40 protein-coding genes are annotated in these 25526 nt (G+C 30.1%); 1 reads left to right on the top strand and 39 read right to left on the bottom strand.

What is annotated here, in order from left to right; translation table 11 throughout:
• Positions 1-165 precede the first annotated feature (165 nt).
• Positions 166-852, top strand: coding sequence for a tRNA threonylcarbamoyladenosine dehydratase (locus RDY08_RS00605; protein WP_307904507.1), 687 nt, complete (start codon positions 166-168; stop codon positions 850-852).
• A 345-nt stretch (positions 853-1197) separates the two neighbouring features.
• On the opposite strand, the gene RDY08_RS00600 is transcribed toward RDY08_RS00605, so the two are convergent.
• The 39 genes from RDY08_RS00600 to RDY08_RS00410 form a co-directional block, all read right to left on the bottom strand.
• Positions 1198-2199 carry a CBASS cGAMP-activated phospholipase gene (locus RDY08_RS00600; protein ID WP_307904506.1) on the bottom strand — a complete coding sequence of 334 codons (1002 nt, stop codon included), beginning with the start codon at positions 2197-2199 and terminating at the stop codon, positions 1198-1200.
• A gap of 219 nt (positions 2200-2418) precedes the next feature.
• The gene (locus tag RDY08_RS00595; protein ID WP_307904505.1) at positions 2419-3483 is read right to left on the bottom strand and encodes a 3-isopropylmalate dehydrogenase; all 1065 of its coding nucleotides are present in this window, start codon (positions 3481-3483) and stop codon (positions 2419-2421) included.
• A 38-nt stretch (positions 3484-3521) separates the two neighbouring features.
• Positions 3522-4196, bottom strand: a complete 675-nt coding sequence (locus tag RDY08_RS00590) for a diguanylate cyclase domain-containing protein (RefSeq protein WP_307904504.1) — start codon at positions 4194-4196, stop codon at positions 3522-3524.
• Positions 4197-4373: 177 nt separating this feature from the next.
• Positions 4374-4724, bottom strand: coding sequence for a 50S ribosomal protein L17 (rplQ, locus tag RDY08_RS00585; protein ID WP_307904503.1), 351 nt, complete (start codon positions 4722-4724; stop codon positions 4374-4376).
• A 31-nt stretch (positions 4725-4755) separates the two neighbouring features.
• Entirely contained in the window at positions 4756-5736 is a 981-nt protein-coding gene (locus RDY08_RS00580; protein ID WP_307904502.1) for a DNA-directed RNA polymerase subunit alpha, read from the bottom strand.
• Between the two features lie 26 nt (positions 5737-5762).
• Positions 5763-6380, bottom strand: a complete 618-nt coding sequence (rpsD, locus tag RDY08_RS00575; protein ID WP_307904501.1) for a 30S ribosomal protein S4 — start codon at positions 6378-6380, stop codon at positions 5763-5765.
• Positions 6381-6406: 26 nt separating this feature from the next.
• A complete protein-coding gene (gene rpsK / locus RDY08_RS00570) occupies positions 6407-6799 on the bottom strand; it encodes a 30S ribosomal protein S11 (protein ID WP_307904500.1) in 393 nt (130 codons plus the stop codon).
• Positions 6800-6812: 13 nt separating this feature from the next.
• Positions 6813-7181, bottom strand: a complete 369-nt coding sequence (rpsM, locus tag RDY08_RS00565) for a 30S ribosomal protein S13 (RefSeq protein ID WP_307904499.1) — start codon at positions 7179-7181, stop codon at positions 6813-6815.
• 140 nt (positions 7182-7321) lie between these two features.
• A complete protein-coding gene (gene rpmJ / locus RDY08_RS00560) occupies positions 7322-7435 on the bottom strand; it encodes a 50S ribosomal protein L36 (protein WP_307904498.1) in 114 nt (37 codons plus the stop codon).
• A gap of 20 nt (positions 7436-7455) precedes the next feature.
• On the bottom strand, positions 7456-7674 hold the full coding sequence (gene infA / locus RDY08_RS00555; RefSeq protein WP_307904497.1) for a translation initiation factor IF-1: 219 nt from the start codon (positions 7672-7674) through the stop codon (positions 7456-7458).
• 137 nt (positions 7675-7811) lie between these two features.
• Positions 7812-8576, bottom strand: coding sequence for a type I methionyl aminopeptidase (gene map / locus RDY08_RS00550; protein ID WP_307904496.1), 765 nt, complete (start codon positions 8574-8576; stop codon positions 7812-7814).
• A 1-nt stretch (position 8577) separates the two neighbouring features.
• On the bottom strand, positions 8578-9225 hold the full coding sequence (locus RDY08_RS00545; RefSeq protein ID WP_307904495.1) for an adenylate kinase: 648 nt from the start codon (positions 9223-9225) through the stop codon (positions 8578-8580).
• 120 nt (positions 9226-9345) lie between these two features.
• Entirely contained in the window at positions 9346-10623 is a 1278-nt protein-coding gene (gene secY / locus RDY08_RS00540) for a preprotein translocase subunit SecY (protein ID WP_307904494.1), read from the bottom strand.
• Position 10624: 1 nt separating this feature from the next.
• Complete coding sequence (gene rplO / locus RDY08_RS00535; protein ID WP_307904493.1) at positions 10625-11071, bottom strand: 50S ribosomal protein L15; 447 nt, start codon at positions 11069-11071, stop codon at positions 10625-10627.
• Between the two features lie 3 nt (positions 11072-11074).
• On the bottom strand, positions 11075-11257 hold the full coding sequence (gene rpmD / locus RDY08_RS00530) for a 50S ribosomal protein L30 (protein ID WP_307904492.1): 183 nt from the start codon (positions 11255-11257) through the stop codon (positions 11075-11077).
• A 12-nt stretch (positions 11258-11269) separates the two neighbouring features.
• Positions 11270-11779, bottom strand: a complete 510-nt coding sequence (rpsE, locus tag RDY08_RS00525; protein WP_307904491.1) for a 30S ribosomal protein S5 — start codon at positions 11777-11779, stop codon at positions 11270-11272.
• Between the two features lie 18 nt (positions 11780-11797).
• Positions 11798-12166, bottom strand: a complete 369-nt coding sequence (rplR, locus tag RDY08_RS00520) for a 50S ribosomal protein L18 (protein WP_307904490.1) — start codon at positions 12164-12166, stop codon at positions 11798-11800.
• Positions 12167-12185: 19 nt separating this feature from the next.
• Positions 12186-12719, bottom strand: a complete 534-nt coding sequence (rplF, locus tag RDY08_RS00515) for a 50S ribosomal protein L6 (RefSeq protein ID WP_307904489.1) — start codon at positions 12717-12719, stop codon at positions 12186-12188.
• Positions 12720-12744: 25 nt separating this feature from the next.
• Positions 12745-13143 (bottom strand): 30S ribosomal protein S8, encoded by a 399-nt coding sequence (gene rpsH, locus RDY08_RS00510; RefSeq protein WP_307904488.1) that lies wholly within the window; start codon positions 13141-13143, stop codon positions 12745-12747.
• A gap of 19 nt (positions 13144-13162) precedes the next feature.
• Positions 13163-13345, bottom strand: a complete 183-nt coding sequence (locus RDY08_RS00505) for a type Z 30S ribosomal protein S14 (protein ID WP_307904487.1) — start codon at positions 13343-13345, stop codon at positions 13163-13165.
• Between the two features lie 16 nt (positions 13346-13361).
• Positions 13362-13889: a 50S ribosomal protein L5 gene (gene rplE, locus RDY08_RS00500; RefSeq protein WP_307905463.1), complete on the bottom strand. Its 528-nt coding sequence runs from the start codon at positions 13887-13889 to the stop codon at positions 13362-13364.
• A gap of 44 nt (positions 13890-13933) precedes the next feature.
• On the bottom strand, positions 13934-14278 hold the full coding sequence (rplX, locus tag RDY08_RS00495; protein ID WP_307904486.1) for a 50S ribosomal protein L24: 345 nt from the start codon (positions 14276-14278) through the stop codon (positions 13934-13936).
• Positions 14279-14295: 17 nt separating this feature from the next.
• A complete protein-coding gene (gene rplN / locus RDY08_RS00490; protein ID WP_307904485.1) occupies positions 14296-14664 on the bottom strand; it encodes a 50S ribosomal protein L14 in 369 nt (122 codons plus the stop codon).
• A 19-nt stretch (positions 14665-14683) separates the two neighbouring features.
• Positions 14684-14941 (bottom strand): 30S ribosomal protein S17, encoded by a 258-nt coding sequence (gene rpsQ / locus RDY08_RS00485; RefSeq protein ID WP_307904484.1) that lies wholly within the window; start codon positions 14939-14941, stop codon positions 14684-14686.
• Positions 14942-14945: 4 nt separating this feature from the next.
• Positions 14946-15149, bottom strand: a complete 204-nt coding sequence (rpmC, locus tag RDY08_RS00480) for a 50S ribosomal protein L29 (RefSeq protein ID WP_307904483.1) — start codon at positions 15147-15149, stop codon at positions 14946-14948.
• Positions 15139-15570 carry a 50S ribosomal protein L16 gene (gene rplP / locus RDY08_RS00475; protein ID WP_307904482.1) on the bottom strand — a complete coding sequence of 144 codons (432 nt, stop codon included), beginning with the start codon at positions 15568-15570 and terminating at the stop codon, positions 15139-15141. The genes rpmC and rplP overlap by 11 nt, the downstream gene beginning before the upstream one ends.
• A complete protein-coding gene (gene rpsC / locus RDY08_RS00470) occupies positions 15571-16227 on the bottom strand; it encodes a 30S ribosomal protein S3 (protein ID WP_307904481.1) in 657 nt (218 codons plus the stop codon).
• Between the two features lie 4 nt (positions 16228-16231).
• The gene (gene rplV, locus RDY08_RS00465) at positions 16232-16573 is read right to left on the bottom strand and encodes a 50S ribosomal protein L22 (protein ID WP_307904480.1); all 342 of its coding nucleotides are present in this window, start codon (positions 16571-16573) and stop codon (positions 16232-16234) included.
• Positions 16574-16588: 15 nt separating this feature from the next.
• Positions 16589-16861 (bottom strand): 30S ribosomal protein S19, encoded by a 273-nt coding sequence (rpsS, locus tag RDY08_RS00460; RefSeq protein ID WP_307904479.1) that lies wholly within the window; start codon positions 16859-16861, stop codon positions 16589-16591.
• 17 nt (positions 16862-16878) lie between these two features.
• The gene (gene rplB, locus RDY08_RS00455) at positions 16879-17712 is read right to left on the bottom strand and encodes a 50S ribosomal protein L2 (protein WP_307904478.1); all 834 of its coding nucleotides are present in this window, start codon (positions 17710-17712) and stop codon (positions 16879-16881) included.
• A gap of 27 nt (positions 17713-17739) precedes the next feature.
• A complete protein-coding gene (gene rplW, locus RDY08_RS00450) occupies positions 17740-18027 on the bottom strand; it encodes a 50S ribosomal protein L23 (RefSeq protein ID WP_307904477.1) in 288 nt (95 codons plus the stop codon).
• Positions 18027-18662, bottom strand: coding sequence for a 50S ribosomal protein L4 (gene rplD / locus RDY08_RS00445; RefSeq protein ID WP_307904476.1), 636 nt, complete (start codon positions 18660-18662; stop codon positions 18027-18029). Before rplD ends, rplW begins: the two co-directional genes overlap by 1 nt.
• A 23-nt stretch (positions 18663-18685) precedes the next feature.
• A complete protein-coding gene (rplC, locus tag RDY08_RS00440; RefSeq protein ID WP_307904475.1) occupies positions 18686-19315 on the bottom strand; it encodes a 50S ribosomal protein L3 in 630 nt (209 codons plus the stop codon).
• Between the two features lie 46 nt (positions 19316-19361).
• On the bottom strand, positions 19362-19673 hold the full coding sequence (rpsJ, locus tag RDY08_RS00435) for a 30S ribosomal protein S10 (protein ID WP_307904474.1): 312 nt from the start codon (positions 19671-19673) through the stop codon (positions 19362-19364).
• A gap of 71 nt (positions 19674-19744) precedes the next feature.
• Positions 19745-20929 carry an elongation factor Tu gene (gene tuf, locus RDY08_RS00430; protein ID WP_307904473.1) on the bottom strand — a complete coding sequence of 395 codons (1185 nt, stop codon included), beginning with the start codon at positions 20927-20929 and terminating at the stop codon, positions 19745-19747.
• A 57-nt stretch (positions 20930-20986) separates the two neighbouring features.
• Positions 20987-23062: an elongation factor G gene (fusA, locus tag RDY08_RS00425; protein ID WP_307904472.1), complete on the bottom strand. Its 2076-nt coding sequence runs from the start codon at positions 23060-23062 to the stop codon at positions 20987-20989.
• 20 nt (positions 23063-23082) lie between these two features.
• Complete coding sequence (gene rpsG, locus RDY08_RS00420; RefSeq protein ID WP_307904471.1) at positions 23083-23553, bottom strand: 30S ribosomal protein S7; 471 nt, start codon at positions 23551-23553, stop codon at positions 23083-23085.
• A gap of 22 nt (positions 23554-23575) precedes the next feature.
• The gene (rpsL, locus tag RDY08_RS00415; protein ID WP_307904470.1) at positions 23576-23944 is read right to left on the bottom strand and encodes a 30S ribosomal protein S12; all 369 of its coding nucleotides are present in this window, start codon (positions 23942-23944) and stop codon (positions 23576-23578) included.
• A gap of 179 nt (positions 23945-24123) precedes the next feature.
• Positions 24124-25524, bottom strand: a complete 1401-nt coding sequence (locus RDY08_RS00410) for a PLP-dependent aminotransferase family protein (protein WP_307904469.1) — start codon at positions 25522-25524, stop codon at positions 24124-24126.
• Positions 25525-25526: the final 2 nt, after the last annotated feature.

Raw genomic sequence — 25526 nt, 5'->3', positions numbered from 1 at the left:
TCCCTACAAAAAAACTTTACACTGTCACTAGATATACTTTAAATTTTTATGCTAAAATTTTGTGATTCCCATTAAATTATACCTCACAATTTCTTGGAAATCAATTTATTCTTGATTTTTTTAATATAAATTGTTACTATTAATTATTCTTTTGAGGAGGTTTTTATGAACACAATTTTTACAAGAACAGAAACTGCTATTGGAAAAGATAATCTAAATAAATTAAAAAAATCTAGAATAATAATTTTTGGAGTTGGAGGAGTTGGTTCTTTTTCAGCAGAATCTCTTGCCCGCGTTGGTATAGGCGAAATCACTATTGTTGATTTTGATACAATTGATATTACTAATGTAAATCGACAAATAGAGGCTACTACTCTTAATATAGGGAAAAATAAAGTTGATGAAATGGCATATAGAATGTCTATTATAAATCCGGAGCTTAAAATCAATATATTAAAAGAAAAAGTATCCACTAAAAATATTTCATCATTTAATATAAAAAATTATGATTATGTCATAGATGCAATTGATGATGTCCCTGCTAAAATAGCAATAATAAAACACGCATATGAAAATAGAGTAAAAATAATAAGTTCTATGGGGGCTGGAAGAAAAATAGATCCAACTAGATTTAAAGTAGCTGATATATCAAAAACTAATACTTGTCCACTAGCAAAAACTATCAGACTCAATTTAAGAAAAATCGGTATAAATAAAGGTGTTAAAACTGTTTTTTCTGACGAAATACCTAAAAATAGATCTTCTCAACTAATAGGTTCTCTCTCTTTTGTTCCTTCTGTAGTTGGGCTAATTATTTCATCGGTAGTTGTTCGAGAATTAATAGATTTTTAAAGGAATTAAGAAATAATTTTTTTAATGAACTTTACTGCTCCTAAGAATATTTGAAAACTCTTAGGAGCAGTTAAAAAATAAACTATTTAGAAACGGCTTAAAAATAACCTTCCGATTTTGTTATAAAATACGCAATGATTTAGGAATGATTTAAAAACAACCTTTTCATTTTGTTTTAAAATACGCAATGGTTCAAGCGTTTTTATAACAAAATATATAAAATTATTTTTAAACATTCTTTAAGCGTTTTTATGACAAAATATAAGAAACTTATTTTTTAAACGTTCCTTAATTGAGAAAATTTATGTATTTGTTCATATTTTTCAAGTAAATAACTTATTTTTTTTAAAATTCCTTACCTAACAAAATTTTACAAATTTCATCTAAACTTTCTTCATTTTCTTTTATTATATTAAATGCTATTTTTTTTAATCTTTCTCTATTTTCATTACTAGAATCATCAATTGCTTCACATTCTTTTAATAAATTTTTATCATCATATCTAAAAAAATTTACATTTGGTATGTTTTTCATTTGATGGTTTACGCTTGCAGATTCTCCACCTGTTAATATACTTAATATTGGAGTTCCCTTTATTGGATTAACCCAATCTATTATTCCCCAGTCTTTTATTTCATTATAATCATACTTCTTCCTATCTTGTCCAGTTCCCAATGATACTATTACATACTCTTTTGCATTAGGAAAAATTTTTAACGCCTCTATGTATCCAGCCATTGCTGGATTATTACAAAAAACTCCCCCATCTATACAACATATCTTTTTCTCTTTATTAACAGATGTAATCTTACTAGCTTCAAAAAAAGTTGGAGCTGCAGATGTTGCCCTTGCTACATCTTTCATATAAAAATTCAAATCCTTTTTTTGCCATTTTTTTCTAGCTCTTTTTTTAAAAAATATTGTATTCCTATTTTCAGTATCATATGCAGGTATTAATAAATTAGTTAAACTATCCTGTAATGTATATTCATTAAATATATTCTTTAAAATTTTTTCTAATGGTTTTTTTTCATATTTTTCATCTGTTAATTGTCTAATATCATTTTTTAATTTTGAAAAAATATCATTTGGAAATATTTTTTTTCCATCAGTTTCATAAAAATTTATTATTTCTTCTGTTTTTAATCCATTTGGTGGAACTGAAAGTCCTAATGCGATTATTCCACCAGTAGATGTACCTGCTATTAAATCAAATATTTCATAAAATTTTTTATCATTTCCTAATTTTTGTAATTTTGACTCTAATTCTTTTAAAATAATAGATGGAATTAATCCTCTAATTCCTCCCCCATCTATTGTTAATATTTTTACAATTTCTTTTTGCATATTTCTCCTTCCAAAACTATTATAATTTTATATTCTTATTTAGGAACGGCTTAAAAATAGCCATCTAATTTTGTTTTAAAATACGTAGTGTTTTAAGCGTTTTTATAACAAAATATCAGAAATTTATTTTTTAAACGTTACTTAAAGAACAATAAAAACATAGAAAAGATGACTCCTGCATAACACAGAAATCATCTTTTAATTTTTCATTATATTTAATTATGCCTCTTTTACAAATTTAGCTATTACATCTCCAGCTTGTGCTGTATTTAATGTTCCACCCATATCTTTAGTTGTTTCTTTTTCTTCCATAGCTCTTATTACTGCTTTTTCTATTTTCTTAGATGCAGTTTCAAATCCTAATACATCCATCATTTGTGCCGCTGATAATATTGCTGCAATTGGATTAGCTATTCCTTGTCCTGCTATATCAGGTGCAGATCCATGTACAGGCTCAAACATAGATATTCCATTTGGATTTACATTTCCAGAAACAGCAGTTCCCATTCCACCTTGTATCTCTGCTCCCAAATCAGTTATTATATCTCCAAACATATTTGGTGTTACTATTACATCAAATATTTCAGGACTTCTCACCATTTTCATACAAATTGCATCTACATAATAATGTTCTTTTTTTATATCTGGGTATTCTTCTCCAATTTCATTAAATGCTCTTAGCCATAAATTATGTGCATAAGTCAATACGTTTGATTTATCACAAAGTGCTACTGTTTTCTTTTTATTTATTCTTCTAGCTTCTTCAAACGCATAACGAATAGCTCTTTCAACTCCAAATCTTGTAGCTATCATTTCTTGAGTTGCAATTTCTTGTGGAGTCCCTTTTCTTAAAAATCCACCTGCTGAAATATATAGATCCTCTGTATTTTCTCTAATTACTGTAAAATCTATATCTGCTGTTGTTTTATTTTTCAAAGGACAATATTTTTCATCAAATAATTTTATTGGTCTTAAATTTAAATATAAATCTAAATCAAATCTTAATTTCAATAAAATTCCATGCTCTAACACTCCAGCCGGAACTCTTGGATCTCCAACAGCTCCAAGATAAATTGCATCATATTTTTTCAATTCTTCTAACTCATCATCATCTATTAAATGACCATTATCTCTTAAATATCTATCTGCACCAAAATCAAAATTAGTGAATTCTAACTTAAATCCTTCTGCTTCGGCTGCCGCTTTTAATACTTTTACTCCTTCAGGAATAACTTCTTTTCCTATTCCATCTCCTGGTATTAATGCTATTCTCTTTACTTCCATAATCTATTACCTCCTATTTTTTATATGCTTTTTGTTTTTTATATTTTATCTACTATACTTGTATTTCCACCACTATTTTGCAGTTTTTTTACTCTCTCTTCCAAATTAAAAAATATTTCATTAACATCTTCACAATTTTCTACTTCTAATGCCACTATTGTCAAGCTTATTACAGGATTATCACTATACTTTTTACTTATATTTTTAATTCTATCTATTACAACAGCAGCCCCATCTTTATCTGTCATTGGCAACAATAATATCCAACTATCATCTTTTTTTCCTCTTGATAATATATCTATTTTTCTTCTACCATAATTTAAATCTGTTTCTAATCTGTTTTTAAACTCTTCTACTTTCTCTGTATATAATTTTTTATACTCTTCATAATAATCTATTGACACTATAATTACTGAAAATATAAATGCTGAATTTCTGCCTTTTCTATATAATTCACTTTCTAAATTTTTATAAAAAAGTTTAGCATTTTCTATTTCTAAATTATTACTTTCATTATTGATTTCACTATATAATTCCATGTTTATTTTTCGTCCTTTTTTTAGTTGTTCTTTTATATCCTCATTATCTGTTTTTAAACTTTCGTTTTCATCTTCTAAAATCATTTTTTCATATTTTATTTTTTTTTGACTTCTAATAAATAAAAGTATTATAACTCCTAATATTATAATAGCAACTTTCAATATTATATCCATTTTAGTATTCTCCTAAATTCTTAAAGTAACTGTAATTTATTTAGCATTAAGCATCTTGTATTACTATTATACTACAAGTTTTTATTTTTTTCAATAACTATTTTTATGAATCCAATTTATACTTTCCTAACATATAAAAAAAAAGACAGCCTAAGCTGTCTTTTTAATTATTTAATATTATACAAGTTCGATTATTGCCATTTCTGCAGAATCGCCTCTTCTTACTGCTGTTTTCATAATTCTAGTATATCCACCATTTCTATCTTCATATCTCTTAGCGATATCAGAAAATAATTTATAAACTACTTCTTCACTTCTTAAAAATGCAAAAGCTCTTCTTCTATCATGCAGAGTTCCTTTTTTACCTAAAGTAATCATTCTTTCTGCAAATTTTCTAAGTTCTTTTGCTCTTGTTACAGTAGTTTCAATTCTTTCTTTATCTAGTAAAGAGATTGTTAAGTTTTTTAACATAGCTTTTCTATGATCACTTCTTCTACCTAACTTTCTATACGCTTTATGATGACGCATTTCTTTACCTCCCTATCTATAAAAACATGATTTATGCTTCTGTAGAAACATCAAATCCATATTCTTTTAATTTTTCCATTATCTCTGTTAGAGATTTTCTTCCAAGATTTTTTATCTTTAAAAGTTCCGATACACCTAATCCACCTAACTCTCCTAAGCTCTCTATTCCTGCTTTTTTCAAACAGTTATATGATCTTACAGTTAAATCAAGTTCATCTATTTTTAAATTTGAAATCTCTTTTTCTTTTTCTTTCTTTTCCTGCTCTTTTAATTCTTCTTCAGCTATCTCTTCTTGCTCTTCTTTAAAAGTCTCCATTTTATTTCCAATCTCTAAGAATGGATTTAAATGATTTTCTAATAATTCTACAGCATAACTAATAGCATCATTTATTTTGACACTTCCATCTGTTTCGATGTTCATTATCAATTTATCATAATTTGTTATTCTTCCTACCATTGTATCTTCTACACGGTAGCTTATAGTTCTTATTGGAGTATATATAGCATCTACTGGAATATATCCTATTTCCCAATTACTATTATCAATATCTTCAGCAACTACAAAGCTTTCACCTGTATCTACTAAAAACTCCATATTTATTTCTCTATCTGTAGTAACTGTTGCTATAACTTTATCTTTATTAACTATTTCTAAGTCTGGATCACATATGATATCTGCTCCTGTAATTTCTTTAGGTCCTGTTACAGTTAAAGACATTTTTCTTTCACCTGGAACCTCAGTTTTAACTACAATCTCTTTAATATTTAATATTATATCAGTTACAGCTTCTTTTACTCCTTCGATAGTAGAAAATTCATTTAGTACACCATCTATTTTTAATCCTTTTATTGCTGCTCCAGGAATAGATGATAATAATACTCTTCTCAAAGCATTTCCTAAAGTATTCCCATACCCTCTATATAACGGTTCTACCGTATATACATATGATTTTTCATTAATTTTTTCTTCACTTATTGTGATATTCTTTGAAATCTTTTCAATTTTCAACATAATTTGTCACTCCTTAAGAAGGATTATTATCTAGAGTAGAACTCAACTATCAATTGTTCATTTATTTCATAGTCAATTGCATCTCTTTTAGGTAATTGTACTAATTTACCTTCTAGTTTTTCAGCATTAAAATCTAACCATGAAGGAACTTTTGCTGTTTCTACTGCTTCTTTTATAATTGTAATATCTTTTGATTTTTCTGAAACAGATATAACATCTCCTTCTTTAACTCTAAAAGATGGGATATTTACAATTTTTCCATTTACTTTCACATGTTTATGTCTTACTATTTGTCTAGCTTGACTTCTTGATTTTGCTACTCCCAATCTAAATATAATATTATCTAATCTTTGTTCTAGCAAACTAAGTAATAATTCACCTGTAATTCCTTCTTTTTTGTCTGCTTCTTCATAATATTTATAAAATTGTTTTTCAAGTAACCCATATATATTTTTAACTTTTTGTTTTTCTCTTAATTGTACTGCATATTCTGTCATTTTGCTACTTGAAGCTCCATGCATTCCAGGTTTTGTATTTCTTCTTTCTAAAGCACATTTATCAGAAAAACATCTATTACCTTTTAAATAAAGTTTTTGTCCTGATGCTCTACAAAGTCTACAAACTGGCCCTATATATCTAGCCATCGCTTTTTATTCCTCCCTTCAAATAATTATACTCTTCTTCTTTTTGGCGGTCTACAACCATTATGTGGAATTGGTGTAATATCTCTTATTGCAGTAACTTCAATTCCAACAGCTTGTAATGATCTTATAGATGCTTCTCTACCAGATCCTGGCCCTTTTACTCTAACTTCTAATTTTTTAATACCATTTTCCATTGCAATTCCAGCTGCTTCTTCAGCTGCTAATTGTGCTGCAAATGGAGTACCTTTTTTGGTACCTTTAAATCCTGCTTGCCCTCCACTTTTCCAAGTAATAACACTTCCTTGTTCATCTGTTATTGTGATTATAGTGTTATTAAATGTTGAATGTATATATGCAATCCCAGAAGGAATATTTCTTAATTTTTTCTTCTTGCTTGATGACTCTCTTTTCTTAGCCACTTAGCTTACCTCCTTATTTTTTCTTTTTAACAGCTGCCTTTGCAGGACCTTTTCTTGTCCTTGCATTAGTTTTTGTTTTTTGTCCCCTAACAGGCAATCCATTTCTATGTCTTAGCCCTCTATAACTTTTTATATCCATAAGTCTTTTTATATTAAGTCTTACTTCTTTTCTAAGGTCTCCCTCTACTTTTAATTCTTCAGTAATAACATTTCTGATTTTTCCAACTTCATCTTCTGTTAAATCTTTTACTCTTATATCAGGATTTACTCCTGCTTTTCCAAGTACTTCAAGAGATCTCTTTCTACCGATTCCATAAATATAAGTTAAAGAAATTTCAACTCTTTTATTACGTGGTATATCAACTCCGGCGATTCTAGCCACTTAAACTTCCTCCTCTCAAAATCATCAAAATATATTCTATATACTAGTGGTTTTATAACCACCTAAACACTTTCCTCGGTATACTTTCTATATAAATAGAAAAAATCATCCTACGACAATATATACCTTTACAGAGAACTTTACCCTTGTTTTTGTTTGTGCTTAGGATTCTCGCAAATTACCATTACTCTGCCTTTTCTTTTTACTATTTTACATTTTTCGCAGATTGGTTTTACAGATGCTCTGACTTTCATTTTCCCCTCCCTCCTTTAAATTATTTTTTTCTATATACTATTCTTCCTCTTGTTAAATCATATGGTGATATTTGAACTGTTACTTTATCACCTGGAAGAATTTTTATATAGTTCATTCTCATTTTACCAGAAATATGTCCTAAAATAACATGTCCATTTTCTAGTTCAACTTTAAACATTGCGTTTGGTAAAGATTCTAAAACCTTACCTTCCAACTCTATTACATCTTCTTTAGCCATAGCTAACCTCCTAGACTCAAGTTTTTCTATTATACCAAATTATCTATAAAAAGTCTATATTTTTTTGGATACTTAAGAAATTATAGCATTCTAAAATATTCTACACTAAATTCATATAAAAATCAAGTGAAATAATATCATAGTTTGCTTAAAATTACAGGTTTTCCATCAATTATTGCTATACTGTGTTCAAAATGTGCTGCTCTTTTTTTATCTTTTGTTATAACTGTCCAACCATCATGAAGAGTTTTTACCTTATAACTACCTTCTGTTGCCATTGGTTCTATTGCTATTACCATACCATCTTCTATTTTAGAGCCTCTTCCTACAGGACCAAAATTAGGTATTTGAGGATCTTCATGTAAATATCTACCTACTCCATGCCCGCAATAATCTCTTACTACTCCAAATCCATTTAATTCTATATATTCTTGAATGGCATGCCCTATATCTGATATTCTATTTCCAACTTTTGCTTGTTCTATCCCTATATATAAAGATTTTTCAGTAACGTCCATTAATTTTTTAGCAATATCATCTATTTTTCCTACAGAATATGTTCTTGCTGAATCTCCATAATATCCTTCAACTATGCTTCCTACATCAACACTTATAATATCTCCATCTTTTAACTTTCTCTTTTTAGAAGGAATTCCATGCACTACTTCTTCATTTATAGAAGTGCATAAAGTGCTTGGAAATGTTAAATATCCAGCTCTATATCCTTTAAATCCTGGTTTTGCTCCCTTTGATAAAATATAATCTTCTGCAATTTTATCTAATTCATATGTTGTTACTCCAGCTTTTATATATTTTGGTAGTAGATCATCTAATATTTCAGCTAATATTTTATCAGCTTTCTCTATTTTTTTTATCTCTTCTCTTGTTTTATAGATTATCATACTATTCCCCTTTTAAAGCCTCTACTATATCTTTTCTTATTGCTGTTATATCTTGTTCTCCATTAATTTCAATAAAACTTCCTTTATTTCTATAATATTCTATTAATGGTTCTGTTTGTTTTTTATATACTTCTAATCTATTTTTTACAGTATCTATATTATCATCTTTTCTTATAATTAATTCTCCACCACAATAATCACATATATTCTCTACTTTTGGTGGATTAAATTTAATATGAAAACTTGAACCACAATCTTTACATACTCTTCTTCCAGTTAATCTTGTTATTAATTCTTCATCTTTTACAGTTAATGCTATTACTCCATCCATTTTTTTCCCTAACTCTTTTAATACTACTTCTAAACTATCTGCTTGTGCAACTGTTCTAGGAAATCCATCTAAAATAAATCCTTTTTTACAATCATCTTCAGCCAATCTATCTTTTATTATTCCAAGTATTACATCATCTGGAACTAATTCACCTTTATCCATATAATTTTTAGCTTTTATTCCCATTTCAGTTCCACTTTTTACAGCTGCTCTTAAAATATCACCTGTTGATATTTGTGGAATTCCAAAGTTTTCTATTAAATATTTAGCCTGTGTTCCTTTTCCTGCTCCAGGTGCCCCCAATAACATTATATTCATATTTTACTACTCCTTTCTTATACTCCAACTTTTTATTTCCTAAAAAATTAAGGCAATAGAATATAGGCAAATGCCCATAATCTATTGCCTATAAATTAAAAAATTTATATTCATAAAATTTTATGATAAAAATCCTTCATATTCTCTTACAACTAAATTCGCATTTATTTGTTGTACAGTATCTAACGCTACTCCAACAATGATTAGTAATCCTGTTCCACTTATGTATACAGGAAGACCAAACATACCAAATATTAGCATTGGAACTATAGCTATTAAAGCTAAGAAAATAGCTCCTCCAAAAGTTATTCTTGTAACAACTTTTTCAAGATAATCTACTGTTTCACTACCTGGTCTTATTCCTGGAATTGTGCCTCCACTTTTTTTCAAATTTTCAGCTACTTTTTCAGGATCAAACATAATTGCAGTATAGAAAAAAGTAAAGAATATCACAAGTGCCGCATATAATGTTAAATATACTGGACTTGTAGTTGAAAAAATTCTTTCTAAAAATACTCTTAAATCAGTATTTGGTAATGCTTTCACTAGCATAGCTGGTAACATTAACAAAACTGAAGCAAATATTATTGGTATTACACCTGCTGTATTTATTTTCAATGGCAAATATGTTTTAGAAGCTATTGAATTTTTACCTCCAAAACCTTTTCCTGCATATTGAATAGGTATTTTTCTATTAGCTAATTGGAATGCTACTATTGCTGCAGTTATTGCCACAACTATAAGTATTAGAAATGAGATTTCAATTATGAAAAATTTACTTCCACTCATTTTTTGTACTGACTGTATAAGTGCTGCTGGCATTCTTGCAATAATATTTAAAAATATTATTAATGAAATACCATTTCCAACTCCATTAACAGTTATTTGCTCTCCAAGCCACATTAAGAATACAGTTCCAGCAGTTAGTATAGTTACAGTTGTAAATAAAAATAAAAATCCTGGATTATAAACTAATCCCATTGATTGCAACCATATACTTACACCAAATCCTTGTATTCCACCTATTATAATAGTAAGATATCTTGTCCATTGTACTATTTTAGCTCTTTCTCTTTCTTCTTTTTGCATCTCTTCAAGTTGTGGAACTATTACTGTTAGTAATTGAACTACGATTGAAGCATTAATGTAAGGCATAACCCCTAGTGCAAAAATTGAAACTCTTTTAAAAGCTCCTCCAGAGAACATATTGATGAATCCTAAAATATCATTAGTATTAACCATAGAAGTAAGTCTAGCTACATCAACTCCAGGGGAAGGAATATGAGTTCCCACCCTGGCAACTAAAAACATTATTAGTGTAAAAATTACTTTTTTTCTTAAATCAGGTATTTTGTTTATACCCATTATTTTATCAGAAAAATTTTGTAACATAGACAACTTAAATCACCTCTACTTTTCCACCAACAGCTTCTATTTTTTCTTTAGCTGCTGCAGAGAATTTATGAGCTTTTACAGTAAATTTTTTAGTAAGATCTCCTTTACTTAAAACTTTTACTCCATCAGATAATTTCTTTATTGCTTTTGCTTCTAAAAGTATTTCTGGTGTTATCTCTGCTCCATCTTCAAATCTTTCTTCCAATGTTTTCAAATTTACTATTGCAAATTCTTTTTTAAATCTATAATTAGAAAAACCTCTTTTTGGAACTCTTCTAATTAAAGGCATTTGTCCACCTTCAAAACCTACATGAATATAGCTTCCTGATCTTGATTTTTGACCATTACTACCTTTTCCAGAAGTTTTTCCTACTCCAGAAGATTCTCCTCTTCCAACTCTTTTTCTATTTTTTTTTGATCCTTGAGCTGGTGCTAACTCGTTTAATTTCACTACTTACACCTCCTCAACTTCTAATAAGTAAGATATTTGATTAATTTTTCCTATAATATCAGCTGTAGCATTTTGTTCTACTACATCATTTAGCTTTTTTAATCCTAAAGACTTTACAGTCCCTACATGTTTTGGCTTTCTACCAATTATGCTTTTTACAAGCTTTATTTTTAGCTTTCCTGCCATTATCCTTACCTCCTAGCCTATAATTTCTTCTACAGTTTTTCCTCTTAATGCAGCTATTGCTTCAGGAGTTCTAAGGTTTTGTAATCCATTAATAGTAGCCTTTGCTACGTTAAGTCTATTTTTACTTCCCATAACTTTAGTTAATATATTATGTACTCCTACTAATTCTAACAAATCTCTTGCAGATGATCCTGCTATTACTCCTGTACCTGCAGAAGCCGGTTTTAATAACACTTTAGTTGAACTGAATTCTCCAATTATTTCATGAGGAATTGTATGTCCTTTAAATGACATTTTCACCATATTTCTTTTAGCAACTGCAATTGCTTTTTTTATTGCATCTGGAACACCATTAGCTTTTCCTAAACCTAAACCAACACTACCTTCTCCATCTCCTACTGCTGCTAAAACAGAAAAACTTATTCTTCTTCCACCTTTTACAGTTTTTGAAACTCTATTTATTCTGATTATCTTTTCTTGTAGATTACTATCTTTTTCAGAATTCTTTCTATCTCTTCTCAAGTTTATTTCCCTCCCTCTTTAAAATTCCAATCCTGCTTCTCTTGCAGCATCAGCTAGGGCTTTTACTCTACCTGTATATAAATATCCACCTCTATCAAATACTACTACTTTCATCCCTTTTGCTAATGCTCTTTCGGCAATTTTCTTTCCTACTAATTTAGCAGCTTCTACATTTGAACCGTTTTTAACTTCTGATTTTAGTTCTTTATCTATTGTAGAAGCAGATAATAATGTGTGTCCTTTTATATCATCTATTAATTGGACAGATATATTATTTAAGCTTCTAAAAACAGCTAATCTTGGTCTTTCGGCTGTTCCAGATACTATTTTTCTTATTCTATATCTTCTTTTAAGCCTGTTAGCATTTCTGTCTATTCTCTTATACAATCTTTTTCACCCCTTTACTTTATGCTTTTTTTCCTTCTTTTCTTCTTATTACTTCATCAGAGTATTTAACACCTTTTCCTTTGTAAGGTTCTGGTGCTCTTTTAGCTCTAATATCTGCTGCTACTTGTCCAACAAGGGCTCTATCTATTCCTTCAACATTAATTTTTGTATTTCCTTCCAATTTAAATGTAATACCTTCTATTGGAAGAATTTCTATAGGATGAGAATATCCTAGTGCTAAAGTAAGTCCTTTACCTTTTGCAGCTACTCTATATCCCACTCCGATTAATTCTAAAGTTTTAGTAAATCCTTGATTTACACCTGTTATCATATTTGCAATTAAAGCTCTTGTAGTTCCATGTAATGATCTCATTTGAGGAGTATCATTTGGTCTTTCTACTATTACTTGTCCAGCTTCTTGTTTTATAGATATATTTTCATTAAATGCATTTTCTAATTTTCCTTTTGGTCCTTTTACTGATACATTTGAACCATTTATCTCCACAGTTACACCTTCTGGAACTGTTATAGGATTTCTTCCTACTCTTGACATTAATTGGCACCTCCTAACATACTTTTTACCATACGTAGCACAATACTTCGCCACCTACATTTTCTTTTTTACATTCTTTCCCAGTAATTATTCCTTTTGGTGTTGAAACTATTGCAATTCCAAGTCCACCTAAAACTTTTGGCATCTCTTTAACCCCTGAATAAGCTCTTCTTCCAGGTGTTGAAATTCTTTTTATTCCTTTTATTACTTTTTCGTTATTTACTCCATATTTTAAATATATTCTTAAATCTTTTTTATTATTTTTTTCAATAACCTTATAATTTAATATATATCCTTCTGCTTTTAGCACAGAAGCTATAGCTTCTTTTTCTTTTGAAAAAGGCATGTCTGCTTTTTCATGTGAAGCTGAATTTGCATTTCTTATTCTTGTTAGCATATCTGCTATTGGATCAGTAAAATACATTTATTCTCTTTCCCCCTTTCTACCAGCTCGCTTTTTTTACACCAGGGATTTTACCTTCCCCAGCTAGCTTTCTAAAACATATACGACATATTTCGAATTCTCTCATATATCCTCTTGGTCTTCCACAAATCTTACATCTATTTCTATGTTGAACTCTTTGCTTTTTCCTAGCATCACGGTTTATCATAGACTTTTTAGCCATCTTTTAAATTACCTCCTTATTTCTTGAAAGGCATACCAAATTCATCAAGTAAAGCCTTTGCTTCAGCATCAGTCGTTGCAGATGTTACTACAGTAATACTCATACCGAAGATTTTTTCAACTTTATCATATTCAATTTCAGGGAATACTAATTGTTCTCTAAGTCCTAGAGTATAGTTTCCTCTTCCATCAAATGAATTTGCACTAACACCTTCAAAATCTCTAACTCTTGGTAAAGCAATTGCTATTAACCTATCCAAGAACTCATATAATTTTTCTTTTCTTAATGTTACTTTTACTCCTATTGCTACACCTTCTCTTAATTTAAATCCAGCTTCTGATTTTTTTGCTCTTGCCACAATAGGTTGTTGACCTGTAATAGTTCTCAAATCACTTAATGCTGCATCTATTAATTTTGAGTTTTGAGTTGCTTCTCCAACTCCAATACTTACAACAATTTTTTCTATTTTTGGTACCGCCATTATATTTTTTATTCCTAATTTATTCATAAGAGCAGGTACTACATCTTTATTATACTTTTCCATTAATCTAGGAACGTATTTTTCCGCCACTACGTTTTCCTCCCTTCTTATAACACTTCACCACAGTGTTTACATATTCTTACTTTTTTTCCATCATCCAACACTTTTTTTGATATTCTTGTTGGTTTTCCACATTTATCACAATATAACATTACTTTTGAAGTATAAATTGGTGCAGCTTTTTCTACAACTCCCCCTTGTGGGTTCATTTGAGTTGGTTTCATATGTTTAGTTACAATATTTATCCCTTCAACTACTACTTTACCTTTTTTAGTAAAAACTTTTACTATTTTCCCTACTTTTCCTTTATCTTTCCCAGATATCACATAAACTGTATCTCCAGTTTTTACATGTAATTTATTTGGTACGAATTTAATTTTAGGCTTTGCCAAGGTTATTTACCTCCTTCCTATAATACTTCTGGTGCAAGAGAGACTATTTTCATAAAATCTTTAGTTCTCAATTCTCTTGCCACAGGTCCGAAAATTCTAGTTCCTTTTGGATTCTTATTCTCATCTATAATAACAGCTGCATTGTCATCAAATTTTATATATGACCCATCTGCTCTTCTTATTTCTTTTCTTGTTCTTACTACAACAGCTTTTATCACTTCACCTTTTTTTACATTTCCATTTGGACTTGATTCCTTAACACTTGCTACGATCACATCTCCAATTCTTCCGAATTTTCTTTTTGATCCTCCTAATACTCTTATACACATTATTTTTTTTGCACCAGAGTTATCAGCTACATTAAGGACAGTTTGTTGTTGTATCATTTAAATTTTCCTCCTCTCGCTACTTAGCTTTTACAAGAATATCTACGACTCTCCATCTTTTATCTTTACTTAGAGGTCTTGTTTCCATTATTCTTACTTTATCTCCTGTTTTACAAATGTTTTCTTCATCATGAGCTTTATATTTTTTTGTACTTTTTACTCTTTTTTTATATAATGGATGCATAATCATTCTAACTTCTGCTACCACTACTGTCTTATCCATTTTGTCAGATACAACTACTCCTTCTCTGACTTTTCTGTCATTACGAGTTTCCACTTATTTATCCCTCCTTATTAACCAATTCCCTCTCTCCCAAGATTGTTTTTATTCTTGCTATATCTCTTCTTACTTGTCTTACTCTTGTTGTATTTGTAAGCTGTCCTAAAGAAAGTTGAAACTTCAAGTTAAATAATTCTTCTTTTAATTCTTTTTCTTTATTTACTAATTCTTCTGCTGCTAAAGCTTTCAATTCATTAGCCTTCATTTACATCACCACCATTTTCTCTTTTTACAAATTTAACTTTTATAGGTAATTTATGAGCTGCTTTTCTCATTGCTTCTCTTGCTAATTCTTCTGTTACTCCTGAAACTTCAAATAATATTTTTCCAGGTTTAACAACTCCTACCCATCCTTCAACATTTCCTTTTCCTTTTCCCATACGTGTTTCAGCTGGTTTTTGAGTAAAAGGTTTGTCAGGGAATATTCTTATGAATACTTTTCCTGTTCTTTTAAATGTTCTGTTAATTGTAACTCTACAAGCTTCTATTTGTCTATTAGTTATCCAATGAGGTTCTAATGCTTGAAGTCCGAAGTCTCCAAAAGCCACATAATTTCCTCTATGAGCTTTTCCTTTTAGTCTGCCTCTCATTTGTTTTCTATATTTTGTTCTCTTTGGCATCAACATCTATTTTTGCCCTCCTTCCGCTTTCTTTGGAAGAACTTCTCCATTAAAAATCCAAACTTTTATTCCGATTTTTCCATAAGTAGTATCTGCTTCTGCTGTTGCATAGTCGATATCTGCTCTTAATGTATGCAAAGGAACTCTTCCTGATAAACTCCACTCTGCTCTTGCAATTTCAGCACCATTTAGTCTTCCTGAAACTGAAACTTTTATTCCTTGTGCACCTGATTTTTCTGCTCTTCTTATAGCTTGATTCATTGCTCTTTTATATGCTATTCTTTTTTCTATAGAGAAAGCTACACCTTCTGCTACTAATTGAGCATTTCTATTAGGTTGTTTTACTTCTTGAACCTTAACTATGATTTTTTTACCAGTTAATTTTTCAAGTTTTTTCTTTAATGCCTCTATTTCGACACCTTTTCTTCCAATTAATATCCCAGCTTTTGCTGTATAAATTGCAATCACCACTTGAGAAGGTGAAGTTCTTTCAATTAATATTTTTGCAATACCTGCATGATAATAATTTTTCTTTATAAAGTTTCTAACTTTTAAGTCTTCATGAAAATAGTTTGCATAACTTTTTTTGTCTGCATACCAGTTAGAATCCCAAGTTCTAGTAATTCCTAACCTCAATCCTCTAGGATCTACTTTTTGGCCCACTTAACTATCCCTCCTTTTTCTCACCTACACAAACTGTAATGTGACTAGTTTTCTTTAATATTCTATCTGCTCTACCCATAGCTCTTGGCTTTATTCTTTTCAAAAAAGGCCCTTTATCAATATAAATTGTAGAAACATATAATTTCTCTTCATCCATATCGAAATTGTTTACTGCATTAGCTATTGCTGATTTCAGTACTTTTTCTATTAATGGAGCAGCTTTTTTATTTGTAAATTTAAGTATATTTAAAGCTTCTTCAGCGTTTTTATTTCTTACTAAGTCAGCCACTAATCTTGCTTTTTGAGGACTAACTCTAAAATAACGTCCTATTGCTTTCGCTTCCAAAATAATGCCTCCTCTCTATTTTTTCTTTGCGTCTTTTCCATGCCCACGAAATGTTCTTGTAGGTGAAAATTCTCCTAATTTATGTCCAACCATTTCCTCAGTAACATATACTGGGACATGTTTTTTACCATTATAAACGGCAAAAGTATGGCCTATAAAGTCAGGAAATATTGTTGATCTTCTAGACCATGTTTTTATAACTTGTTTTTTGCTCTCTTTATTTAAAATTTCCACTTTTTTCATTAAGTGATCATCTACAAAAGGTCCCTTTTTTAATGAACGTGCCATTATTTACCTCCTCTCAACTATTTCTTCTTTCTTCCTCTTACAATAAATTTATCGCTAAGTTTTTTTCCTCTAGTTTTCTTACCAAGAGTTGGTTTCCCCCAAGGAGTCACAGGACTCTTTCTTCCTACTGGAGCTCCACCTTCTCCTCCACCATGTGGATGATCTACAGGATTCATTGCTGATCCTCTTACGTGAGGTCTTCTTCCCATATGTCTGTTTCTTCCTGCTTTACCTATTGTTACTAATTGATGTTCTCCATTTCCAACAACACCAATTGTAGCTATACACTCTTTATGAATTAATCTTAATTCTCCAGATGGCATCTCTACGTGACAATAAGTTCCTTCTTTTGCTACAAGTCTTCCATATACTCCTGCAGATCTTGCTAATTGCCCACCTTTTCCTGGTTGTAATTCAATATTATGAATTCTTGTTCCAACTGGTAAGTCTTTCAATTTCATAGCATTTCCTGGAGTAATATCAGCACCTGCTCCTGCTAATACAGTATCTCCTTGTTTTAATCCTTCTGGAGCTAATATATATCTTTTTTCTCCATCAGCATATACAAGTAAAGCTATATTTGCTGTTCTGTTTGGATCATATTCTATTGTTTTTACTTTTGCTGGTATATCTAATTTATTTCTTTTAAAATCTATTAATCTATATAATCTTTTATGACCTTTTTGTACGTTTCTTCCTGTTCTATGACCATAATTATCTCTTCCATATGCACTCTTTAGAGGCACAGTCAAACTTTTTTCTGGTCTTACATTTTTATCTAAATCAGGATTAACTAACATTGTCATATGTCTAGTTCCATTAGTCATTGCCTTAAACTTTTTAATTGGCATCGATTCTACCCTCCATTCCGCTTAATTTTACACACCTTCGAAATATTTTATATTATCTCCATCTTTTAATTTTACAATTGCTTTTTTCTTTAAAGGTGTTTTATATAATTTCATTCCGTGTCTTTTTGTCTTTGGTTTTGAAGTTATTGTAGCTACTGATTCTACTGTAACTCCAAATATTTTTTCTACTGCATTTTTAATTTCCAATTTGTTTACTCTTTTATCTACTTCAAATGTGTATTTATTAAATTCTCTTCTTAATAATTCACTTTTTTCTGTTATTATTGGTTTTCTTATCATTTCATAAATAGTCATTATGCTAGCACCTCCTCTATAGTGCTAATTGCATCTTTTGTAATTATTACTTTGTTTTGTTTCAATAACCAATATACACCCATTTCATTTGGTTGTAATATTACTGCATCTTTTAAATTTCTAGCTGATAAGTATGTATTCCAATCTTTATCACCTGCTAAATCATTTAATACGAATAATTGTTTTTTATCTGCTCCAACTTTTGTATTAAATGCTATTATACTTTTAGTTTTAGGTGCATCAAAATTAAATTCATCTACAACAACTAAATTTCCTTCATTTACTTTTTCAGACAAAGCTGATCTTAAAGCTAATTTCTTAACTTTTTTATTTATTTTTTGTTCATATGATCTTGGTTGAGGTCCAAATGTTACTCCTCCTCCAACCCAATGAGGAGCTCTTATTGACCCTTGTCTAGCTCTTCCTGTTCCTTTTTGTTTAAGTGGTTTTCTTCCTCCACCTCTTACCATTGCTCTAGTTTTTGTTGCTGCAGTTCCTTGTCTTGAACCGGCAAGTTCTGCAAGTAATACTTCGTGCAAGACTGTTTTGTTAGGTTCTATTCCAAATACTTCATTCTTTAATTCAATAGTTCCTGTTTTATCTCCTTGCATATTATACAAATCCAATATTGGCATTATTTACTCCTCCTTCCTGGCCACTAATATTTTTTTACAGCTGGTTTAATAACTAATAAACCGTTTTTAGGTCCTGGTACAGCCCCTTTTATTAATAATAAGTTATTTGCTACATCTACTTTCACTACTTCTAAATTTTGAACAGTTACTTGAACTCCTCCAAGTTGTCCTGCCATTTTTAGTCCTTTTAAAACTTTTGAAGGAGATGAGCTTTGACCTATTGAACCTGGTGATCTATGTGCTCTTGACACACCATGTGTTTTTCTATTTCCACCAAAGTTATGTCTTTTCATTACACCTTGATACCCTTTTCCTTTTGAAGTTCCTACAACATCAACATATTTTATTTCACTTAATGCATCTGCTTTAACTACTTGTCCTAATTCAAATTCGTCAACATTGTCAACTTTAAATTCTTTTACAAATCTTAAAGGTCCTACATTAGCTTTTTTAAAAATACCCATCATTGGTTTATTCACATTTTTTTCACTCTTTGTTCCAAAACCAACTTGAATTGCGTTGTATCCTTCTTTTTCTTCTGTTTTCTTTTGTAATATGTAATTTGGTCCTGCTTCTACTACTGTAACTGGAATAGTTTTTCCATCCTCAAATATTTGAGTCATTCCAATTTTTTTTCCTAATAATCCTAACATTGTTACACCTCCATATATTGGTTGACTAAAATGTCAACTTATATTATTACGCTTGTCTTATTTCTATTCCTACACCTGATGGTAGGCTAAGAGCAGTTAAAGCTGCAATTGTTTTTTGATTAGAACTTAAAAGTTCTACCATTCTTCTGTGAATTCTCATTTCAAATTGTTCTCTTGAATCTTTATTTACATGAACAGATCTAAGTACTGTATATCGTTTTGTTTTTGTAGGCAAAGGCAAAGGCCCTGCTATCTTAGCTCCTGTTTTTTTTGCTGTTTCTGCAACTTTTTGTGCAGATTGATCTAACAATTTATGATCATATGCATTTAAATATATTCTTATTTTTCCAGAACTCATTAAACTTTTTCCACCTCCTGATTAATTATGCACCTCTAAGATTATGAAGAGGCAAATGCCTCTTCACTTAATTATTCCATTATAGTAGCAACTACTCCAGCTCCTACAGTTCTTCCACCCTCTCTAATTGCAAATTTTAATCCTTTTTCCATTGCAATTGGATGAATTAATTCTATTTCCATTTCTATATTATCTCCTGGCATTACCATTTCTACTCCTTCAGGTAATTTGATTGATCCAGTTATATCTGTTGTTCTGAAATAAAATTGTGGTCTATATCCTGCGAAGAATGGTGTATGTCTTCCACCCTCTTCTTTTTTCAATACATATACTTCTGATTTAAATTTTGTATGTGGTGTTATACTTCCTGGTTTTGCTAATACTTGTCCTCTTTCCACATCTTCTTTTTTTATTCCTCTTAATAATACTCCTATGTTATCTCCTGCTTGACCTTGATCTAACAGTTTTCTAAACATTTCTACTCCTGTTACTGTTGTTTTTACTGTATCTTTTATTCCTATTATTGAAATTTCTTCTCCTACTTTTACTATTCCTCTTTCTACTCTTCCTGTTACAACTGTTCCTCTTCCTGTTATTGTAAATACATCTTCTATTGGCATCAAGAATGGTTGATCTAATGGTCTTGTTGGTGTTGGAATATATTCATCCACTGCAGCCATTAATTCCATTATTTTATCTTCATATTTTTTATCCCCTTCTAATGCTTTTAATGATGATCCTATTATTACTGGTACATCATCTCCTGGGTATTGATATTCACTTAATAGTTCTCTTACTTCCATTTCTACTAATTCTAATAGTTCTTCATCTTCTACCATATCTGCTTTATTTAAGTATACTACTATGTAAGGAACCCCTACTTGTCTTGCTAGTAATATATGTTCTCTTGTTTGAGGCATTGGACCATCTGCTGCTGATACTACTAATATAGCTCCATCCATTTGAGCTGCTCCTGTGATCATGTTTTTTACATAATCAGCATGGCCTGGACAATCCACATGCGCATAATGTCTTGCTTCTGTTTCATATTCCACATGAGCTGTATTTATTGTTATTCCTCTTTCTCTTTCTTCTGGAGCTTGATCTATATTTTCAAAATCCACTTTTTCTGCTAACCCTTTATCTGCTAATATTTTTGATATAGCAGCTGTTGTTGTTGTCTTACCATGATCGACATGACCTATTGTACCTATATTTACATGGGGTTTTGTTCTCTCATATTTTTCTTTTGCCATTTTTTTACCTCCTAAAAAATTAATTTTTATTTTAATATATCAGTTTTCAATTTAAATTTAACTTCTTTTTTCTATTATTTCTTTAGCAATATTTGTTGGAACCTCTTCATAATGATCAAATCTGTATACATAAGTTGCTCTTCCTTGAGATTTAGATCTCAAATCAGTTGCGTATCCAAACATTTCTGATAAAGCTACTTTTGCTTTTACTATTTTAGCTCCTGCTCTATCTTCCATTCCTTCTATTCTTCCTCTTCTTGAATTAAGATCTCCTATTATATCTCCCATATATTCTTCAGGAGTAACAACCTCAACATCAAATATAGGTTCTAGAATTATTGGATTTGCTTTTTTAGCTGCATTTTTTATTGCCATTGATCCTGCAATTTTAAATGCCATTTCAGATGAATCCACATCATGATAACTACCATCAAATAACACTACTTTAACATCTTGCATTGCATATCCAGCTAAAATTCCGCCTTCTAAAGCTTCTACTATACCTTTTTCTACTGCTGGAATATATTCTCTAGGAATAGCTCCACCAACAATTTTATTTACAAATTCAAATCCTTTACCTCTTTCAAGTGGCTCAACATCAATCCATACATGTCCGTATTGTCCTTTACCTCCACTTTGTTTGATATATTTAGATTCTACTCTTGCATTTCCTTTAATTGTTTCTCTATAAGCAACTTGTGGTTTACCAACTGTTGCTTCTACACTAAATTCTCTTTTCATTCTATCTACAAGAATCTCCAAATGAAGTTCTCCCATTCCAGATATGATTGTTTGACCTGTTTCTTCATCAGTTTTCACTCTAAATGTAGGATCTTCTTCTGCTAATTTTTGAAGTGCAATACCCATTTTTTCTTGATCTTTTTTTGTTTTAGGCTCTACAGCAACCGATATAACTGGTTCTGGGAATTCCATTTTTTCAAGAATTATAGGATTAGATTCATCACACAAAGTATCCCCTGTAGTAGTTCCTTTTAATCCAATGGCAGCTGCAATATCTCCAGCATACACTTTATCTATTTCATTTCTTTTATTAGCATGCATTTGTAAAATTCTACCAATTCTCTCTTTTTTACCTTTTGTTGAATTCAATACATAACTTCCCTTGTCTAACACTCCTGAGTAAACTCTAAAGAAAGCTAATTTCCCTACAAAAGGATCTGTCATTATTTTGAAAGCCAAAGCTGAAAAACTTGCGTCATCAGATGGTTCTCTATCTATCTCTTCTTCTGTTTTAGGATCAGTTCCTTTTACTGCACCTATGTCAAGAGGTGAAGGCATATATTCAACTACAGCATCAAGCAATGTTTGAACACCTTTATTTTTAAAAGCAGTTCCACAAAGCATTGGTACTAATGTATTGTCAATAGTTCCTTTTCTCAAAGCAGCTCTTATCTCTTCTTCTGAAATCTCTTCTCCGCCAATATATTTCTCCATCAAATCATCTTCAACTTCTGAAATAGATTCTAGCAATTTATCTCTATACTCTTCAGCTTGTTCTTTCAAATCTTCTCTAATATCTTGAACAGTGTAATTAGCTCCCATATCTTCTGTTTCCCAAACAATTTCCTTCATTGTAACAAGATCAACTATTCCTTCGAAATAATCTTCTGCTCCAATCGGCAATTGAATAGGTACAGGATTAGCTCCAAGCTTTTCTTTTATGTCATTCATACACATAAAATAATCCGCCCCAACTCTATCCATTTTATTAATAAATACCATTTTAGGAACTTTGTATTTATCTGCTTGTCTCCAAACTGTTTCTGATTGTGGTTGAACCCCGTCAACACCACTGAAAACAGCAACTGTTCCATCTAGAACCCTTAGAGATCTTTCAACCTCTACTGTGAAGTCCACGTGCCCTGGTGTGTCTATAATATTTATTCTATGTTTTTTCCAGAAACAAGTAGTAGCTGCAGAAGTAATTGTTATACCTCTTTCTTTTTCTTGCTCCATCCAATCCATTTCAGCTGCACCTTCATGAACTTCTCCAATTTTATGAGTTATCCCCGTATAAAAAAGAATTCTTTCTGTTGTTGTTGTTTTACCGGCATCTATATGGGCCATTATCCCTATGTTTCTTGTTTTTTGCAAAGAAACTTGTCTAGCCATTAGATTGTCCTCCTTTTATTTTACCATTTATAATGCGCAAAAGCTCTATTAGCATCTGCCATTTTATGAGTATCTTCTTTCTTCTTGAATGTTGCCCCATCTTCATTAGCCGCTGCTATTAATTCGCTTGCTAATTTATCTATCATTCCATATTCTTTTCTAGCTCTAGTATATTTAACCAACCATCTTATAGCTAATGTTTGAGATCTTTCTGGTCTTACTTCTATTGGTATTTGATAAGTAGCTCCACCTATTCTTCTTGATTTAACTTCAAGTAAAGGTTGGATATTTTCCAAAGCTTTTCTAAACGTATCAATTCCCTCTTCACCAGTTTTTTCTTTTATTTTATCCATAGCTGTATAAAATATATTTTCAGCTAATGATTTTTTTCCATCTTTCATTATTCCATTTATGAATTTTGTTACAATTTTATCTCCATAAACTGAATCTGGTAATACTTCTCTTTTTTTTGCCACTCTACGTCTTGCCATTCGCTATTATTCACCTCCTAATTTACTTCTTTTTAGCACCGTATCTTGATCTTGCTTGTTTTCTGTCAGAAACACCTGCTGCATCTAATGTTCCTCTTATTATTCTGTATCTAACTCCTGGTAAATCTTTAACTCTTCCTCCTCTTACAAGTACTATTGAATGTTCTTGTAAGTTATGTCCGATTCCTGGAATATACGCTGAAACTTCTATCCCATTTGTCAATTTTACTCTCGCAACTTTTCTTAACGCTGAGTTTGGTTTTTTTGGTGTAGTAGTGTAAACTCTTACACAAACTCCTCTTTTTTGTGGGTTGCTTTGTAAAGCTGGTGTAGCTTTTGCTTTTTCAATTTTTTTTCTACCTTTTTTTACCAACTGATTTATAGTAGGCATCTGTGCACCTCCTTTCAATATATATAAAAATAAACTTTATGCCATTTTAGCTTAATAATATTATCAAATTAATAGAAAATTGTCAAGTAAAATTTTATTACATAGAAAAATAAGGTTACATTTCAGGTGGTGAAGTATAAATATTTTTCCAAGCATCAAATAAAAAGCTATCAGAAGATTTATAACACTTCCAATAGCTTTTTATTTAATATTTCTATCTCTTCGTTTTTTAACAAATCTATATTCAAAAGCAAACTATCTTCAACTACCCAACATAATACAATTGGATATCCCACTCTCAACTCTTTTTCAGCTTCATAAACATCTTTTTTCAGAGGATATATTTTTATAAATTCTCTATTTTCATTTTTAGAATCTCCCATTGATTCAAAGAACGAAAACTGTTTAGTTTCTACTAGCTCTATTTCAGCTTTTTCAAATAATTTTCCTTCTATATTTTTTATAAATTTTATATTTTTATCTTTCACTCTATCTTCTGCAAGAGTTTCATTAATCCAAACTTTATTTACTTTTTTTTCTAAATATAACTTTATTGAAAAATATAAAAGTACCTTCATCTCTTTATTTAAAGATATCAAAGAATATATAAAGTTCTTTTTCATCTTTTCTATACTTTCTTCATCTGCAAAAATTATTCCTACAGGCGGGAAATTCCCTAATTTAGAAAGTTCCAATATATAAAAATCATATTTTTTCTCTAAAACAGTTTTTATATCATATCCTATTTTTTTTATCGCATTTGATTCAGTTTCTATATACACTTTATCTGTAATATAAACTGTCTTAGATTTTTCTTTTAAAGCTTGGAATTCATCTTCTTTTACATTTGAAACAAACTCTTTTTTCCCATTAAACATTTCACTATATAAACATAAATCATCTTTTTCTTCAATTAATTCAATATAATTTTCTATATTAATATCATTTAAATAACCTGCTATTTTTATTTTTCCATTTGCATTTTTTATTACATCCGATATCCCATATTTTAATTCCGAAAAATATAGCCAATCAGAATTACTAAGTATTATATTTTTATCCTTAAAAATAGTATCCACAAGTAAATAAAATGCACTCCCCATATTATTCACCAATAAACAGTTCTTCTGTGCAAAAAGTTGAACTAACAATTTTTCAAAATCACTATCTATATCTGTTTTTTTTCCATTTTCTTCATCTAGCTCCATATTTGTATACTCAAAAAAAACCTTACTAAAATTATCCAAAACCTCTTTAGAATAAAATCTATTCCCAATATAATCAGAATAGATCGTTCCCATACAATTTATAACTTTTTTTAATGATTTTCCTTTTTCTATCTCAATCCCTTTTTTCAACTCTTTTATATAATAGTCAATAGAAAAATCCATTTTTTTTAAATCTTCTTCTACATCTGATTTAACAATTTTTTTATGTCGCTCTTCTAATATCTTAGAAAGATATTCGTCTACTATTCTTTCAGAATATCCTTCTATTAATATTTTTATTTGAGGAATATCTTTTAGCTCTTCAATTTTAGGAAGTTTTAAAATATATGATTGAACTAAATTGAAATCCATTT

This window comes from Haliovirga abyssi (genome assembly GCF_030295325.1).
Classification (GTDB): Bacteria; Fusobacteriota; Fusobacteriia; order Fusobacteriales; family Haliovirgaceae; genus Haliovirga; species Haliovirga abyssi.
This window is presented reverse-complemented; position numbering and strand designations above follow the sequence as displayed.

Coding starts and splice junctions, on each gene's coding strand:
- RDY08_RS00410 (WP_307904469.1), bottom strand. CDS start 25,524: ATGGATTTCAATTTAGTTCAATCATATATTTTAAAACTTCCTAAAATT.
- rplW (WP_307904477.1), bottom strand. CDS start 18,027: ATGACTATTTATGAAATGATAAGAAAACCAATAATAACAGAAAAAAGT.
- RDY08_RS00595 (WP_307904505.1), bottom strand. CDS start 3,483: ATGGAAGTAAAGAGAATAGCATTAATACCAGGAGATGGAATAGGAAAA.
- rpsL (WP_307904470.1), bottom strand. CDS start 23,944: ATGCCTACTATAAATCAGTTGGTAAAAAAAGGTAGAAAAAAAATTGAA.
- infA (WP_307904497.1), bottom strand. CDS start 7,674: ATGGCTAAAGAAGATGTAATAGAGTTGGAAGGTAAGGTTTTAGAATCT.
- rplD (WP_307904476.1), bottom strand. CDS start 18,662: ATGCCAATATTGGATTTGTATAATATGCAAGGAGATAAAACAGGAACT.
- rplQ (WP_307904503.1), bottom strand. CDS start 4,724: ATGCGTCATCATAAAGCGTATAGAAAGTTAGGTAGAAGAAGTGATCAT.
- rpsH (WP_307904488.1), bottom strand. CDS start 13,143: ATGTATTTTACTGATCCAATAGCAGATATGCTAACAAGAATAAGAAAT.
- rplC (WP_307904475.1), bottom strand. CDS start 19,315: ATGTTAGGATTATTAGGAAAAAAAATTGGAATGACTCAAATATTTGAG.
- tuf (WP_307904473.1), bottom strand. CDS start 20,929: ATGGCAAAAGAAAAATATGAGAGAACAAAACCCCATGTAAATATAGGT.
- rpmD (WP_307904492.1), bottom strand. CDS start 11,257: ATGGCAGGAAAGCTAAAAATAAAGCTTGTAAAAAGCATAATTGGTAGA.
- RDY08_RS00580 (WP_307904502.1), bottom strand. CDS start 5,736: ATGTTGAAAATTGAAAAGATTTCAAAGAATATCACAATAAGTGAAGAA.
- rpmJ (WP_307904498.1), bottom strand. CDS start 7,435: ATGAAAGTCAGAGCATCTGTAAAACCAATCTGCGAAAAATGTAAAATA.
- rplP (WP_307904482.1), bottom strand. CDS start 15,570: ATGTTGATGCCAAAGAGAACAAAATATAGAAAACAAATGAGAGGCAGA.
- RDY08_RS00545 (WP_307904495.1), bottom strand. CDS start 9,225: ATGAATATAATGTTATTGGGGGCACCTGGAGCAGGAAAAGGAACACAG.
- rpsS (WP_307904479.1), bottom strand. CDS start 16,861: ATGGCACGTTCATTAAAAAAGGGACCTTTTGTAGATGATCACTTAATG.
- rplB (WP_307904478.1), bottom strand. CDS start 17,712: ATGCCAATTAAAAAGTTTAAGGCAATGACTAATGGAACTAGACATATG.
- RDY08_RS00590 (WP_307904504.1), bottom strand. CDS start 4,196: ATGGATATAATATTGAAAGTTGCTATTATAATATTAGGAGTTATAATA.
- rpsD (WP_307904501.1), bottom strand. CDS start 6,380: ATGGCTAGATATATAGGGCCAGTTTGTAGACTTTGTAGAGCATCAGGA.
- rpsJ (WP_307904474.1), bottom strand. CDS start 19,673: ATGAGTTCTGGAAAAATAAGAATATATTTAAATGCATATGATCATAAA.
- rplN (WP_307904485.1), bottom strand. CDS start 14,664: ATGATACAACAACAAACTGTCCTTAATGTAGCTGATAACTCTGGTGCA.
- fusA (WP_307904472.1), bottom strand. CDS start 23,062: ATGGCTAGACAAGTTTCTTTGCAAAAAACAAGAAACATAGGGATAATG.
- RDY08_RS00600 (WP_307904506.1), bottom strand. CDS start 2,199: ATGCAAAAAGAAATTGTAAAAATATTAACAATAGATGGGGGAGGAATT.
- map (WP_307904496.1), bottom strand. CDS start 8,576: ATGATAATCTATAAAACAAGAGAAGAGATAAAAAAAATAGAGAAAGCT.
- rplF (WP_307904489.1), bottom strand. CDS start 12,719: ATGTCAAGAGTAGGAAGAAATCCTATAACAGTTCCAGAAGGTGTAACT.
- rpmC (WP_307904483.1), bottom strand. CDS start 15,149: ATGAAGGCTAATGAATTGAAAGCTTTAGCAGCAGAAGAATTAGTAAAT.
- rplE (WP_307905463.1), bottom strand. CDS start 13,889: ATGGAAAAGTATAATAAAGATGTAGTACCTGCTCTTATGAATAAATTA.
- rpsG (WP_307904471.1), bottom strand. CDS start 23,553: ATGGCAAGACGTAGAGTGGCAAAAAAAAGAGAAGTATTACCAGATTCA.
- RDY08_RS00605 (WP_307904507.1), top strand. CDS start 166: ATGAACACAATTTTTACAAGAACAGAAACTGCTATTGGAAAAGATAAT.
- RDY08_RS00505 (WP_307904487.1), bottom strand. CDS start 13,345: ATGGCTAAAAAGTCTATGATAAACCGTGATGCTAGGAAAAAGCAAAGA.